Source organism: Amycolatopsis sp. ATCC 39116 (genome assembly GCF_000231075.2).
Lineage (GTDB): Bacteria > Actinomycetota > Actinomycetes > Mycobacteriales > Pseudonocardiaceae > Amycolatopsis_E > Amycolatopsis_E tucumanensis.
This window is the reverse complement of sequence record NZ_AFWY03000013.1, coordinates 66300-78818: the sequence shown is the minus strand read 5'-3', so window position 1 is coordinate 78818 and position 12519 is coordinate 66300. Positions and strand designations below refer to the sequence as shown.

Genomic DNA, 12519 nt, shown 5'->3' with positions numbered 1-12519 from the left:
CTCCACCCGGTCTCCCCCTTGCGCGACGCCCACGGGTTGCGCCGTCTCGCGGTGTGGAATTCACCTCGATGACCTCTAGCGCACCCGGCGTTCATGGGCGAACTTGAGGACGTGCAGATACCGGTCCTGGTTGCGTGGAGCCTGACGGTGGCGTTCGCGCTGCTCGCCGTGCCCAGCGTGGTCCGGCTGGTGCGCCTGGACGCCCTCACGACCACCCCGGACACCCGCCAGCAGGACGTCGCCGAGTTGCTGATGGTCCTGGCGATGCTCGCGATGGTCTCACCGCTCGGAGGGCCCATCCCGGCGGCCGGGTGGCAGGCCATCCTGGTCCTGACGGCCGGGTGGTTCCTCGTCGCCGCGTTGCGGGGGCGGCGGTGCTGCGCCGTGCACCACCTGGTGTCCGCCGCGGCGATGCTGTACATGATCACCGCGATGCCAGGCCACGGCGACGGCCCCTGGATGGCGATGACACCCGGCCAGCTCGCCTGGCCCGTGCTGGCGCTGGCCGCCATCGGCTACTTCGCCGTCGACAGCGTCCGCTCCGGCATCCTCGGCGCGCGCTGGGCCCGCACCGAAAGCCTGCGCGACCACCGCGCGGTCCGCCAGGTCTGCCGCGCCCTGATGGGCGTCGGCATGGCCTACATGCTGGTCAGCGGCTTGTGAGCAGCGCGTCCGCCAGTACCGGCGCGCCCCGCTCCACGGCCGTCGTCGTCAGCGCCAGGCCCTCGTCCGTACGCCACACCCGCGTCCGCAGCGTCTCCCCGGGCAGCACGATCCCCGCGAACCGCGCGGAGAACGAACCCACCCGCGTGACGTCGGCGTCCAGCAGGGCGTCCGTGACGGCCTTGGCGACCATCCCGTACGTGCACAACCCGTGCAGGATCGGCGCCTCGAACCCCGCCGACCGGGCGAACTCCGGGTCGATGTGCAGCGGGTTCCGGTCGCCGCACAGCCGGTAGATCAGCGCCTGCTGCGGCAAGGTCGGCGTGTCGATCACCGCGTCCGGCTCGCGCTCCGGCGGTTCCACCCGCGAAGAAGAACCCCGCGAACCGCCGAACCCGCCCTCGCCGCGGGCGAAGATGCTCGACCGCGCCGTCCACAACGGCGCCCCGTCCGTCGACACCACCGACGTCTCGTTGACGATCACCGCCGCCGTGCCCTTGTCCAGCACGTCCACGATCCGCGTCCGCGCGACCGCCTTGCCCTCGACCGGGATCGGCCGGTGCACGGCCACCGCCTGCGTCCCGTGCACCACCTTCGCCAGGTCGACCTCGATGCCCGGGAACGACACGGCGGGCGGCTCGTAGATGCGCAGGTTCGCCGCCACCGTCGCGAACGTCGGCAGCACCCGCAGGTCCCGTTCGTAGGTGTAGCGCAGCTCCCGCGGGTCGGCCGGCCGGGCGCCCGCGCCCAGGGCCAGGTGGTAGAGCAGCACGTCGGACGGCGTCCAGGCGAACGTCAGCTCGTCGAGCTCGGCACCGATGGCGACGTCGGGATCGATGGGCAACGCGGCAACTCCTACTCGTAGGTGACCGACACCTCGTCGGTCAACGGTACCGACTGGCACGCCAGCACGATGCCGTCGGCGATGTCCTCGGAATCCAGGACCTCGTTGTTCAGCATCTTCACCTCGCCGGCGACGATCCGGCACGCGCACGCGCTGCACTGGCCCTCGCGGCACGAGTACGGCGCGTCCAGCCCGCGGGCCAGCAGGAAGTCCAGCAGCTTCTCCTGCCGCGGCCAGGTGAACGAGTGCTGCGAGCCGTCCAGATCCACCGACAAGGCCGTCGTCCCGGCCTCCTGAGAAGGCACTGCGGCTGCCTCGTCTTCGGCGTCCTCGAACGGGTTCCCGCCCAGCGACACGAACCGCTCCAGGTGGATCCGCTTGCGCGGCGCCCCGAGGTCCTTCAACGCCTGCTTCCCGGCCGCCATGAACGCCTCGGGCCCGCACAGGAACGCCTCGAACTCCGCGTACGGCCGGACCAGCTCACGCAGCTGCGTCACCGACGGCAAACCCTGCACGCTTTCCAGCCAGTGCACCAGCACCAGCCGCTCCGGGTGCTCCCGTGCCAGCGCGGCCAGCTCGGACGCGAAGATCACCGACGACTCGTCGCGGTTGGCGTAGACCAGGACGATCCGACCGCCGCCGGAGGCCAGCGCGGACTTCAGGATGGACATCACCGGCGTGATGCCGCTGCCGCCGGCCATCAACAGCAGGTCGGCGTCCAGCGATTCGGGCGTGAACACCCCCGCCGGGGCCAGGACGTCCACAGTGGAACCAGCAGAGACGTTGTCACACAACCAGTTCGACCCGTACCCGCCCTCGGTGCGCTTCACCGTCACCTTGAGCCGCGAGCCCTCGTGCGGTGCGCTGGACAACGAGTAGCACCGCGCCGCCTCGCCCGCGCGCAACGTCAGGAACTGCCCCGGCCGGTACGCGAACGTCGAAGCGTGCTCGGCGGGCACGTCGAACACGATCGACGACGCCTCGGCCGTTTCCGCGATCACCTCGGCGACGGTCAGGGTGTAGCTATCCGGCATCGAGAACCCCGAACTCCCCGTCCCGCACCGCCGCGTCGATGCTGTCCACCAGCTTCGGGCAGGTGTCCAGCAGCGCGGTGTTGCGCCCCTCGGCCACCTCCTGCGCGAACACCGGGCAGCTGCCCGCGTCGGTCGTCCACTGGATGCTGGTGTGCTTGACGCTGTTCTTCTTCACCAGCACCCGCGTGCCGCACGACGCGCACGCGTGCGGCCGCAGGCCGCCGGCCAGGAACTCGGTGCGCTCGGCGGTGGTCATCCCGCGACCCCCGCCTCCTGCTGCCGGGCCAGGTTCTCGGCCACCTCCCGCGCCCACACCTCGTTGGCCTTGGTGGTGTCCACCTCGAACTCGAAGCGCCGCGTCATGTCCTCGGTGACGTCCTCGACGTCCACGTAGAACTGCTCGTACCAGCGGCGCAGCTGGTAGACCGGGCCGTCCTCCTCGCACAGCAGCGGGTTGTCGATGCGGGTCTTGTTCTTCCAGATCTCCACGTCCTGCAGGAAACCCACGCCGATGCTCTTGGCGAACTTGCCGGCGATCTTGTCCGCCTGCTCGTCCGACACGCCCGGCAGCTTCTTCACGCTGACCCCCCACTGCAGCACGAACGAGGTCGGCGTCACCGGGTAGTGGCAGTTGATCAGCACGTTCTCGATCTCGAAGCCCTTGTACGTGTTCAGCAGCGTGTTGATCATGTACGACGGCCCGAAGTACGAGGCTTCCGAGCGCAGCAGGTTGTCCTCGCCGCCGTAGTTGGACGCCATCCCGACGTCCGGCCGCCCCTTGGTGTTGAGGTACTGCGTGGCGATGTGGCCCTCGAACACGTTCTTGAAGTACGTCGGGAACGCGTAGTGGATGTAGAAGAAGTGGGCCATGTCGACCATGTTGTCGATGATCTCGCGGCAGTTGGACCCCTCGATCAGCACCGAGTCCCACGTCCAGTTGCTCCACTCGCCGCTGAAGATGCCGTCGATGCGCGGAATCACGACGTCCGGCGGCGGCGGGTTGCCCTGCGGGTCGTGCCACACGAACAGCTGCTTGTTCTCCTCCAGCGTGATCCACGACCGGGTGCGGGCACGCAGCGGAACCCGTTTGGCGTAGGGGATCGACACGCACTTGCCGTTGCCGCCCCAGCGCCAGTCGTGGAACGGGCAGGCCACCTCGTTGCCCTTGACGCTGCCCTGGCTCAGGTCCCCGCCCATGTGGCGGCAGTAGGCGTCGAGGACGTTGAGCTTGCCGTCCTCGCCCGCGAACACCACGAGCTTGGTGCCGAACGCGTTGACGGCGTGCGGTTTCCCGTCGCGGAACGTCTCGGCCAGCCCCAGGCAGTGCCAGCCGCGCGCGAACCGCGCCGGCGGCGCACCCGCGTCGATCGTGCGGACTTCAGTCATCATCGACCTCCAGTGCGATTCTGGGTGGCCAGGTGGCGTGAGGCAAGGAACCCGAAAACCATCGCCGGCCCGATCGTGGCGCCCGGCCCGGCGTAGGTGTGTCCCATGACCGCGGCGCTGGTGTTCCCGGCCGCGTACAACCCGGGGATCACCGACCCGTCCTCGCGCAGCACGCGGGCGTGGGTGTCGGTGCGCAGCCCGCCCTTCGTGCCCAGGTCACCGGGCACGATCTTGACCGCGTAGAACGGGGCCTTGTCGAGCGGGCCGAGGCTCGGGTTCGGCTTGTGGCGGGGGTCGCCGTAGTAGTGGTCGTAGGCGCTGCGCCCGCGCTGGAAGTCCTCGTCGACGCCGCGCCGGGCGAAGCCGTTGAACCGCTCGACGGTGGCTTCCAGCGCCGCGGTCGGCACCTCGATGCGGGCGGCCAGTTCCCCCAGCGTGGCCGCCTTGGCCACGATCCCGGCCTTGAACCAGCGGCCGGGCAGCTTCTGCCGCGGCCCGACGCCGGTGAACATGTACCGGTCGCGGTAGCGCTGGTCGAACACCAGCCAGGTGGGGATGTTCTCGCCGGGCCCGTCGCCCGGCCCGTACATCGCGTGCACGGCCTCGACGTAGGGCGCGGACTCGTTGACGAACCGCTCGCCGCGCGCGTTGACCAGGATGCAGCCCGGCCGGGACCGCTCGGCTAGCGCGAACCACGGCCCGCCGGTCAGCGGGATCGTCGGGCCCCACCAGGCGTCGTCCATCAGGGCCACCGACGCGCCGAGCTTGAGCCCGGCCAGGATCGCGTCGCCGGTGTTGGCCTTCGCGCCCACGGTCCACTCGGTGCCGATGGGACTGCGCTGGTACTTCGCGCGCATCTCCTCGTTGTGCTCGAACCCGCCCGCGGCGAGCACGACCCCCAGGCGCGCCCGCACGGTCTCCTCCCGCCCGTCCCGCCGGATCACCACCCCGGTGACCCGCTCGTCCTCGGTGACCAGGTCGGCCAGCGGCGTGTCCAGCCACACCGGCACGCCCGCGCGGAGCAGCCCGGCGCGCAGCCCGGCGGCCAGGGCCTGGCCCATCGACAGCAGCCGCCTGCCGCGCGCCAGCCCGGTGAGCCACCGCCCGCCGATGCGCAGGACCCGCAGCGCGCCCTTGGGGTGGCGGGCGAGCAGGCTCAGCCAGCGGTAGTCCGCCTGGGTGATCGGCACACCGAGCGGCGCGCCGCTGTAGGGCGGTTCCAGGTTGTGGAGTTCGTCGCCGAGCCGCTTGCCGTCGAACGGCTTCGGCTCGACCGACCGGCCGCCGGCCCGCCCGCCGGGGGCTTCGGGGTGGTAGTCGGAGTAGCCGGGCACCCACTGCAGCCGCAGCGGCGTGACCCGGTGCACGAACGACACCACCTCGGGGCCGTGGTCGAGGAAGGCCTGGCGCAGCTCGGCCGGCACGACGTCGCCGACGATGGCGTCGAGGTAGGCCCGCGCCGCCTCCGGCGTGTCCTCGACACCGGCCGCGCGCAACGCCTCGTTGCCCGGGATCCACACCCCGCCACCCGATCGGGCCGTGGACCCGCCGAACCTGGCGGCCTTCTCGATCACCACGACGGAGAGGCCGGCGTCGGCGGCCGCGAGGGCGGCGGTCATGCCGGCGGCGCCGCTGCCCACCACCACGACGTCGAACTCGTCGGTCATGCCACCTCCGCTGGAACGTGTTCCACTTCGCTGAGCGCCTGTTCGCCGCCTCGTCCGTCACGATAGACGAGAACGTGTTTCAGTTCTAGGGTAGCGGGTGTGAACCAGACGGCGGATGTGATCGTGATCGGGTTCGGGGCGGCGGGCGCCTGCGCGGCGATCGAGGCCGCCGACGCGGGCGCGGACGTGCTCGTGCTGGACCGCTTCGGCGGTGGCGGGGCGACCGCGCTGAGCGGCGGCATCGTCTACGCGGGCGGGGGCACCGCCCAGCAGCGGGAGGCCGGGGTCGACGACTCGGCCGACGCGATGTACGACTACCTGCGGCTCGAGGTCGGCGAGGCGGTGTCGGAGGAGACGCTGCGGCGCTTCTGCGACTCCAGCCCGGCGATGATCGAGTGGCTGGAGCGCAACGGCGTGCCGTTCGAGGGCAGCCTGTGCCCGTACAAGACGTCCTACCCCAACGACGACTACTACCTGTACTACTCGGGCAGCGAGTCCGCCGGCGGGTTCCGCGAGCTGGCCAAACCGGCCGCGCGCGGCCACCGCACGAAGGGGCCGGGCACGTCGGGCAAGCTGCTGTTCGCCCGGCTGGCGCAGGCGGCGCGTCAGCGTGGCGTGCGGGTCCTGCCCGGCACCCGTGCCGAGTCGCTGATCGTCGAGAACGGCGTCGTGACCGGCGTCCGGGTCCGCACGCTGCGCGACGCGCCCGCCCGGGTCCGCGCCGCGCACGCCCGCATGGCGCGGTACGCCGCGAAGCCCGGGATCTACGTGCCGAGCGTGCGCAAAGCGCTGCAGCACCGGATCGAGCGGCTGGAGCGGCGGTACGCGCGCGATGTGGAACTCACCGCTCGGCGCGGGGTCGTGATCGCGGCGGGCGGGTTCATCTTCAACCGCGCGCTGGTGCGTGAGCACGCCCCGGCCTACCGCGGCGGGCTGGCGCTGGGCACGATCGCCGACGACGGGTCCGGCATAGGGCTCGGCACCGCGGTGGGCGCGGTGACCGGCGAGATGCACCGGATCTCGGCGTGGCGGTTCGTCACGCCGCCCAGCGCGATGCTCAAGGGTGTCCTGGTCGACCAGGCCGGGCGGCGGATCATCGACGAGTCCCGCTACGGCGCCGCGATCGGCGAGGTGATGATCGGCAAGCACGACGGCAAGGGCTGGCTGCTCGCCGACGCCGAGACGATCGCCGAGGCACGCCGCACCGCGCGGCGGGAGAGCCAGTGGTTCCAGTGGCTGCAGGCCCGCTACCTGCTGCAACGCGGCCGGGTGTCCGCGGCGACCCTGGAGGAGGTGGCGTGCAAGGCCGGGGTCGACCCGGCCGGGCTGGCCGCCACCGTCGAGGCCTACAACGCGGCCGCGGACGCAGGCGCCGCGGACCCGGCGGGCAAGCCGGCCGAGTACGTGCGGCCGGTGCGGACGGCGCCGTTCTCGCTGATCGACGTCTCCATCAAGCCCAGCCTGGGTTTCCCGTGCCCGATGCTCACGCTCGGCGGGCTCGTGGTGGACGAGTCGACCGGCCAGGTGCGGGGCGCCGACGGCGCCGGCATCGCCGGGCTGTACGCGGCGGGCCGGTCCGCGGTGGGAATCTGTTCCAGGTCCTATGTGAGCGGGCTCTCGCTCGCCGACTGCGTGTTTTCCGGCCGCAGAGCGGGAATTTCCGCAGCTCGACGGCCCGACTGATGACAAAAACGAGAACGTGTTCTAGTCTTGCTGATGACCGAGAAAAGACATGACGGACGGGGCGTGCAGATGACCGATCAGGATGGTCGCGGGGTGCTGGCCGGGGTCCGGGAACTGCTTCCCGTCCTGCGGGAGCGGGCCCAGGAGACCGAGGACGCGCGGCGCATTCCGGACGAGTCGATCAAATCGCTGCAGGAGACCGGGTTCTTCAAGCTGCTGCAGCCGAAGACCTTCGGCGGCTACGAGGCCGACCCGGTGACCTTCTACACCGCGGTGAAGCTGCTGGCGAGCGCGTGCGGGTCCACCGGCTGGGTCGCCTCGATCCTCGGGGTGCACCCGTGGCACCTCGGGCTGTTCGAGCCGCAGGCGCAGCAGGACGTGTGGGGCGAGGACGTCGACGTGCGCATCTCGTCGTCCTACGCGCCGATGGGCAAGGCCACCGTCGTCGACGGCGGGTACCGGCTGACCGGCCGGTGGAGCTTCTCCTCCGGCTGCGACCACGCGACCTGGGTGTTCCTCGGCGCGCCCGCCTTCGACGCCGAGGGCAAGCCGGTCGACTTCTGCACCTACCTGCTGCCGATCAGCGACTACCGGATCGAGGACGTCTGGGACACCGTCGGCCTGAGCGGCACCGGCAGCAACGACATCATCGTCGAGGACGCGTTCGTCCCGGCGCACCGCGCGCTGAGCTTCCAGGCCACCTCGAAGTGCCGCACCCCGGGGCAGCAGATCAACCCGGGGCCGTTGTTCAAGCTGCCGTACGGATCCGTGCACCCGTCGACGATCACCGCGCCGATCATCGGCATGGCGCAGGGCGCGTACGAGGCGCACGTGGAGCACCAGCGCAACCGGGTGCGCGCCGCCTACATGGGCGAGCAGTCCAAAGAGGACCCCTTCGCGAAGGTGCGGGTCGCCGAGGCGGCCAGCGAGATCGACGCCGCGTGGCTGCAGCTGACCCGCAACATCGACGAGCTGTACCAGCTGGCGTGCCGCGGCGAGAAGCTGCCGTTCGCCACGCGGCTGCGGGTGCGGCGCGACCAGGTGCGCGGCACCGAACGCGCGATCGCCGCCATCGACCGGCTCTTCGAGAACTCCGGCGGCCGGGCGCTCAAGCGGGGCACGCCGATCCAGCGGTTCTGGCGCGACGCGCACGCCGGCCGCGTGCACGCGGCGAACGACCCGGAACGCGCCTACATCATGTACGGCAACGGCGAATTCGGCGTGCCCGTCGAGAATGCGATGGTGTGACGTGACCGAGGGCAAGTACGCCGAGGTCGGCGGGGGCCTGCGGCTGCACTACCACGAAGCCGGCGCCGAGCACGCGGAAACCGTGGTGATGCTGCACGGCGGCGGGCCGGGCGCCTCGGCGTGGAGCAACTTCTCCCGCAACATCGAGGTGTTCGCCAAGTCCTACCGGGTCCTCGCGGTCGACCAGCCCGGGTTCGGCAAGTCGGACAAACCGACCGAGCACCCGCAGTACTTCACCCACAGCTCGACCGCGGTCGTCGGCCTGCTCGACGCGCTGGGGGTCGGCAAGGCGCACCTGGTCGGCAACTCGCTCGGCGGCGGCACCGCGGTCCGGCTCGCGCTGGACCACCCGGACCGCGCCGGGCGGCTCGTGCTGATGGGGCCGGGCGGGCTGAGCACCAACCTGTTCGCGCCGGACCCCACCGAGGGGGTCAAGGCGCTCGGCCGGTTCGCCGCGCCACCGGGGCCCAGCAAGGAGAAGCTCGCGGCGTTCCTGCGGCTCATGGTGTTCGACCCGGCGCTGATCACCGACGAGCTGGTCGAGGAACGCTACGCCAACGCGAGCACGCCCGAGTCGCTCGCGGCGATGCGCGCGATGGGCGCGTCCTTCGCCGGCGCGGACTACGAGCAGGGCATGCTCTGGCGGGACGCCTACAAGCTGCGGCAACGCGTGCTGCTGATCTGGGGCCGCGAGGACCGCGTCAACCCCCTCGACGGCGCGCTGGTCGCGCTCAAGACGATCCCGCGCGCGCAGCTGCACGTGTTCGGCCGGTGTGGACACTGGGCCCAGGTCGAGAAGTTCGACGAGTTCAACCGCCTGGCCCTCGACTTCCTGCGAGGTGAATGAGATGGGCATCCGCTCACTGGCGTACCTGCGCATCGAGGCGACCGACATGGCCGCCTGGCGCGAGTACGGGCTCAAGGTCCTCGGCATGGTCGAGGGCAAGGGCTCGCACCCGGACGCGCTCTACCTGCGGATGGACGACTTCCCGGCGCGGCTGGTGATCGTGCCGGGGGAGAGCGACCGGCTCGCGGTGGCCGGCTGGGAGGCCGCCAACGCCGCCGAGCTGGACGAGGTGCGGGCGCGGCTGGACGCCAACGGCGTGCCGTACAAGGAGGGCAGCGCCGAGGTGCTGGCCGAGCGGCGCGTCACCGAGCTGATCAGCTTCGACGACCCGTCCGGCAACACCCTGGAGGTGTTCCACGGCGTCGCGCTGGAGCACCGGCGCGTGGTGAGCCCGTACGGGCACCGGTTCGTCGCCGGCGAGCAGGGCCTCGGGCACGTGGTGCTGTCCACCCACGACGACGACGCGGCGCTGCGGTTCTACCGCGATGTGCTCGGCTTCCGGCTGCGCGACTCGATGCGCCTGCCGCCGCAGATGGTCGGCCGCCCGGCCGACGGGCCGCCGGCGTGGCTGCGGTTCTTCGGCTGCAACCCGCGCCACCACAGCCTGGCGTTCCTGCCGATGCCGACGCCGAGCGGGATCGTGCACCTGATGGTCGAGGTGGAGAACACCGACGACGTCGGGCTGGCGCTGGACCGCGCGAAGCGGCGCAACGTGCCGATGTCGGCGACCCTGGGGCGGCACGTGAACGACCTGATGCTGTCGTTCTACATGAAGACGCCGGGCGGGTTCGACGTCGAGTTCGGGTGCGAGGGCCGCCAGGTCGACGACGAGTCGTGGATCGCGCGCGAGAGCACGGCGGTGAGCCTGTGGGGCCACGACTTCAGCGTCGGGATGCAGAAGTGATCTCGTCCGCGATCGAGCCGGCGCGCTTCCGCCAGGTGCTCGGGCACTTCGCCACCGGGGTCACCGTGGTGACCACGATGGACGACGGCGAGCCCGCCGGGTTCGCGTGCCAGTCGTTCGCGGCGCTGTCGCTGGACCCGCCACTGGTGCTGTTCTGCCCCGCCCGCAAATCGCGGACGTGGCCGGCGATCGAGCGCAGCGGGCGGTTCGCGGTCAACGTCCTGGCGGAGGGGCAGCACCGGGTCAGCGCGGTGTTCGGGGCGCGCGGCGCGGACAAGTTCGCGGCCGTCGAGTGGGAGCCCGCGCCGTCCGGCTGCCCGGTGCTGGAGGACGCGCTGACCTGGGTGGACTGCGCGGTGGAGACCGTGTTCGAGGCGGGCGACCACTTCGTCGTGGTCGGGCGCGTGACGGCGCTGGGGGAGGCGTCGAACGGGCGGCCGCTGCTGTTCTACCGCGGCCAGTACACCGGCGCCGCGCCGGTCAAGGCGGACGTGCTCAGCTGGGCCGGCCCGGACGACTGGCTGTGACCGCCTCGCCGGCGATCTCGTCGACCGACCGGCCGGTGGTGCGCGGGCCGAACACCGCGGTGATCAGGATGAGCAGCACCATCGCCAGCGCGACCACCACGAACACCGCGGTCGCGCCCTTGGCTTCCAGCAGCGGCAGCAGCAGGTACGGCATCGCGGCGGTCGCCAGGCGGGACAGCGAGTAGGCCGAGCCGGCGGCGGACGCGCGCAGGCTCGTCGGGAAGATCTCCGCCTGGTAGGCGTGGTAGGCGTTGGAGAACACGTTGCTGACCGCGGTGTAGCAGAAGCCGAGGATCGCGATGGCCGCGCCGCCGGTGGAGTAGCCGAACGCGAGCCCGAAGACCGCCATGCCCGCCGCGGCGGCGACGATGAGCCACTTGCGCTGGCAGCGGTCCATCAGTGGGATCGACAGCGCGGAGCCGATCGGGTAGCCCAGGAACGACAGCGCGCTGAACGTCAGCGAGTGGGCGACGTCGAACCCCTTGGCGGTGAGGATGATCGGCACCAGCGAGCCGAAGCCGTAGTAGCCGAAGACCTGCAGGACCTGGAACGCGGACAGCATCGCGGTCCGCGTGCGCCACGGCTTGCGGAACAGCGCGCGGAACCGTTGCGGCTGGGCTTCTTCGTGGCTCGCCGGTGGCACGTCGAGCGTGGTGCGCGCGGATTTTTCCAGGCGCTGCACGACTTCCTCGGCCTCGGCGTGCCGTCCCTGCGCGATCAGCCACCGGGGCGATTCGGGCAGACCGGTGCGAAGCACCCACACGATCGCCGCGCCGAGCGCGCCGATCACGAAGAGCCAGCGCCAGCCGTCGACGCCGAACGGCGCCTCGCCGACCAGGCCGCGCGCGAGGAACCCGGCGGCGGGGACGCCGCAGAAGCCGATGGTGTAGGCCCAGGCGGTGGCCTTGCCGCGGGCGTGCGCGGGCAGCAGGTCGGCGAGGTAGGCGTCGGCGAGGGGCAGTTCCGCGCCGATGCCGATGCCCGCGACGAACCGGCAGACCGCCAGCATCCACACGTCCGTGGAGAACGCGCCGAGCAGCGTGAACAGCGAGTAGACGCTGAGGGTGAGCAGGAAGGCGCGGCGCCTGCCGATGCGGTCGGCGAGCCTGCCGAGCGTCACGGCGCCGATGAAGGCGCCGAGGAAGGCCGACGCCAGCAGCGGCTTGGTTTCCGCGCCGGAGACGCCGAACTCCTTGGACAGCACGGTGCTCACGGTGCTGGCGAGGAAGAGGTCGTAGAGGTCGAAGAAGGTCGCCACCCCGACGACGGCGATGAGCAGGCGGTGGAAGCGCGTGACGGGCAACCGGTCGAGCCGGGCGGTCATCGACGACGGGGCGGTCATGGTCGGAAAGTTATCCCCCGTGTGCCAATGTTGACAACGGTTGCCGGATTCGTCCCCTGTGTCAGGATGACCGCGTGGCGGAGTACCTTCTCGCACCGTCTCCGTGTGGCCGGTGGTCGACACCGGCGAAATCACCACGCGCTTCGGCGCACCTGGCTACCGCGATGCGCTGTGCGGTTTCATCGGCCACCGGCTGACCGGCACCGTCGAATCCCGGGAATCGGGTCTGGTGGTGCGTTTCGCCCCAGGCGCGCTCGCGATCGGCCCGGCGCCGGCCGACCTGACCGGTCCCGAGATCGCGACGCGGCAGGTGCGCGGGGGTGGACGGGTGTATCGCCCGGGCGAGGCCGTGTTCGCGTGGCTGGGGCAGACCC

The 12519-nt window shown here is 71.4% G+C and carries 11 protein-coding genes and 1 pseudogene; 6 read left to right on the top strand and 6 right to left on the bottom strand.

Going from position 1 to position 12519, the window contains the following annotated elements:
- Window positions 1–93 precede the first annotated feature (93 nt).
- Window positions 94–663 (top strand): DUF5134 domain-containing protein, encoded by a 570-nt coding sequence (locus tag AMY39116_RS0316755; protein ID WP_020418785.1) that lies wholly within the window; start codon window positions 94–96, stop codon window positions 661–663.
- Here the strand turns inward: AMY39116_RS0316755 and AMY39116_RS0316750 are convergent.
- From AMY39116_RS0316750 to kstD, 5 genes are read right to left on the bottom strand one after another with little or no spacing between them, the layout of a single operon-like run.
- Entirely contained in the window at window positions 650–1507 is an 858-nt protein-coding gene (locus AMY39116_RS0316750; RefSeq protein ID WP_020418784.1) for a MaoC/PaaZ C-terminal domain-containing protein, read from the bottom strand. The genes AMY39116_RS0316755 and AMY39116_RS0316750 overlap by 14 nt on opposite strands.
- Window positions 1508–1518: 11 nt before the next feature.
- Window positions 1519–2541 (bottom strand): ferredoxin--NADP reductase, encoded by a 1023-nt coding sequence (locus AMY39116_RS0316745; protein ID WP_020418783.1) that lies wholly within the window; start codon window positions 2539–2541, stop codon window positions 1519–1521.
- Complete coding sequence (locus AMY39116_RS0316740; RefSeq protein WP_020418782.1) at window positions 2531–2797, bottom strand: hypothetical protein; 267 nt, start codon at window positions 2795–2797, stop codon at window positions 2531–2533. Before AMY39116_RS0316740 ends, AMY39116_RS0316745 begins: the two co-directional genes overlap by 11 nt.
- Window positions 2794–3930: a Rieske 2Fe-2S domain-containing protein gene (locus AMY39116_RS0316735; protein ID WP_369794319.1), complete on the bottom strand. Its 1137-nt coding sequence runs from the start codon at window positions 3928–3930 to the stop codon at window positions 2794–2796. Before AMY39116_RS0316735 ends, AMY39116_RS0316740 begins: the two co-directional genes overlap by 4 nt.
- The gene (gene kstD, locus AMY39116_RS0316730) at window positions 3927–5594 is read right to left on the bottom strand and encodes a 3-oxosteroid 1-dehydrogenase (RefSeq protein ID WP_020418780.1); all 1668 of its coding nucleotides are present in this window, start codon (window positions 5592–5594) and stop codon (window positions 3927–3929) included. Before kstD ends, AMY39116_RS0316735 begins: the two co-directional genes overlap by 4 nt.
- Window positions 5595–5693: 99 nt before the next feature.
- Here kstD and AMY39116_RS0316725 point away from each other — a divergent pair.
- The 5 genes and pseudogenes from AMY39116_RS0316725 (at window position 5694) to hsaB (ending at window position 10803) form a co-directional block, all read left to right on the top strand.
- Window positions 5694–7302 (top strand): annotated as a pseudogene (locus AMY39116_RS0316725) (FAD-binding protein).
- Between the two features lie 44 nt (window positions 7303–7346).
- Window positions 7347–8525, top strand: a complete 1179-nt coding sequence (gene hsaA, locus AMY39116_RS0316720; protein ID WP_027935985.1) for a 3-hydroxy-9,10-secoandrosta-1,3,5(10)-triene-9,17-dione monooxygenase oxygenase subunit — start codon at window positions 7347–7349, stop codon at window positions 8523–8525.
- A gap of 1 nt (window position 8526) precedes the next feature.
- Complete coding sequence (gene hsaD / locus AMY39116_RS0316715) at window positions 8527–9372, top strand: 4,5:9,10-diseco-3-hydroxy-5,9,17-trioxoandrosta-1(10),2-diene-4-oate hydrolase (RefSeq protein WP_020418777.1); 846 nt, start codon at window positions 8527–8529, stop codon at window positions 9370–9372.
- A 1-nt stretch (window position 9373) separates the two neighbouring features.
- Window positions 9374–10276 carry an iron-dependent extradiol dioxygenase HsaC gene (gene hsaC, locus AMY39116_RS0316710; protein WP_020418776.1) on the top strand — a complete coding sequence of 301 codons (903 nt, stop codon included), beginning with the start codon at window positions 9374–9376 and terminating at the stop codon, window positions 10274–10276.
- Window positions 10273–10803: a 3-hydroxy-9,10-secoandrosta-1,3,5(10)-triene-9,17-dione monooxygenase reductase subunit gene (hsaB, locus tag AMY39116_RS0316705; RefSeq protein ID WP_020418775.1), complete on the top strand. Its 531-nt coding sequence runs from the start codon at window positions 10273–10275 to the stop codon at window positions 10801–10803. Before hsaC ends, hsaB begins: the two co-directional genes overlap by 4 nt.
- Here hsaB and AMY39116_RS0316700 read toward each other — a convergent pair.
- The gene (locus AMY39116_RS0316700; RefSeq protein ID WP_020418774.1) at window positions 10772–12145 is read right to left on the bottom strand and encodes an MFS transporter; all 1374 of its coding nucleotides are present in this window, start codon (window positions 12143–12145) and stop codon (window positions 10772–10774) included. The genes hsaB and AMY39116_RS0316700 overlap by 32 nt on opposite strands.
- Window positions 12146–12519 lie beyond the last annotated feature (374 nt).

What these genes read in the sequence shown, in the direction of transcription:
- AMY39116_RS0316700 (WP_020418774.1), bottom strand. Translation starts at nt 12,145, where the DNA reads ATGACCGCCCCGTCGTCGATGACCGCCCGGCTCGACCGGTTGCCCGTC.
- AMY39116_RS0316740 (WP_020418782.1), bottom strand. Translation starts at nt 2,797, where the DNA reads ATGACCACCGCCGAGCGCACCGAGTTCCTGGCCGGCGGCCTGCGGCCG.
- AMY39116_RS0316755 (WP_020418785.1), top strand. Translation starts at nt 94, where the DNA reads ATGGGCGAACTTGAGGACGTGCAGATACCGGTCCTGGTTGCGTGGAGC.
- AMY39116_RS0316745 (WP_020418783.1), bottom strand. Translation starts at nt 2,541, where the DNA reads ATGCCGGATAGCTACACCCTGACCGTCGCCGAGGTGATCGCGGAAACG.
- hsaA (WP_027935985.1), top strand. Translation starts at nt 7,347, where the DNA reads ATGACCGATCAGGATGGTCGCGGGGTGCTGGCCGGGGTCCGGGAACTG.
- AMY39116_RS0316735 (WP_369794319.1), bottom strand. Translation starts at nt 3,930, where the DNA reads ATGATGACTGAAGTCCGCACGATCGACGCGGGTGCGCCGCCGGCGCGG.
- kstD (WP_020418780.1), bottom strand. Translation starts at nt 5,594, where the DNA reads ATGACCGACGAGTTCGACGTCGTGGTGGTGGGCAGCGGCGCCGCCGGC.
- hsaC (WP_020418776.1), top strand. Translation starts at nt 9,374, where the DNA reads ATGGGCATCCGCTCACTGGCGTACCTGCGCATCGAGGCGACCGACATG.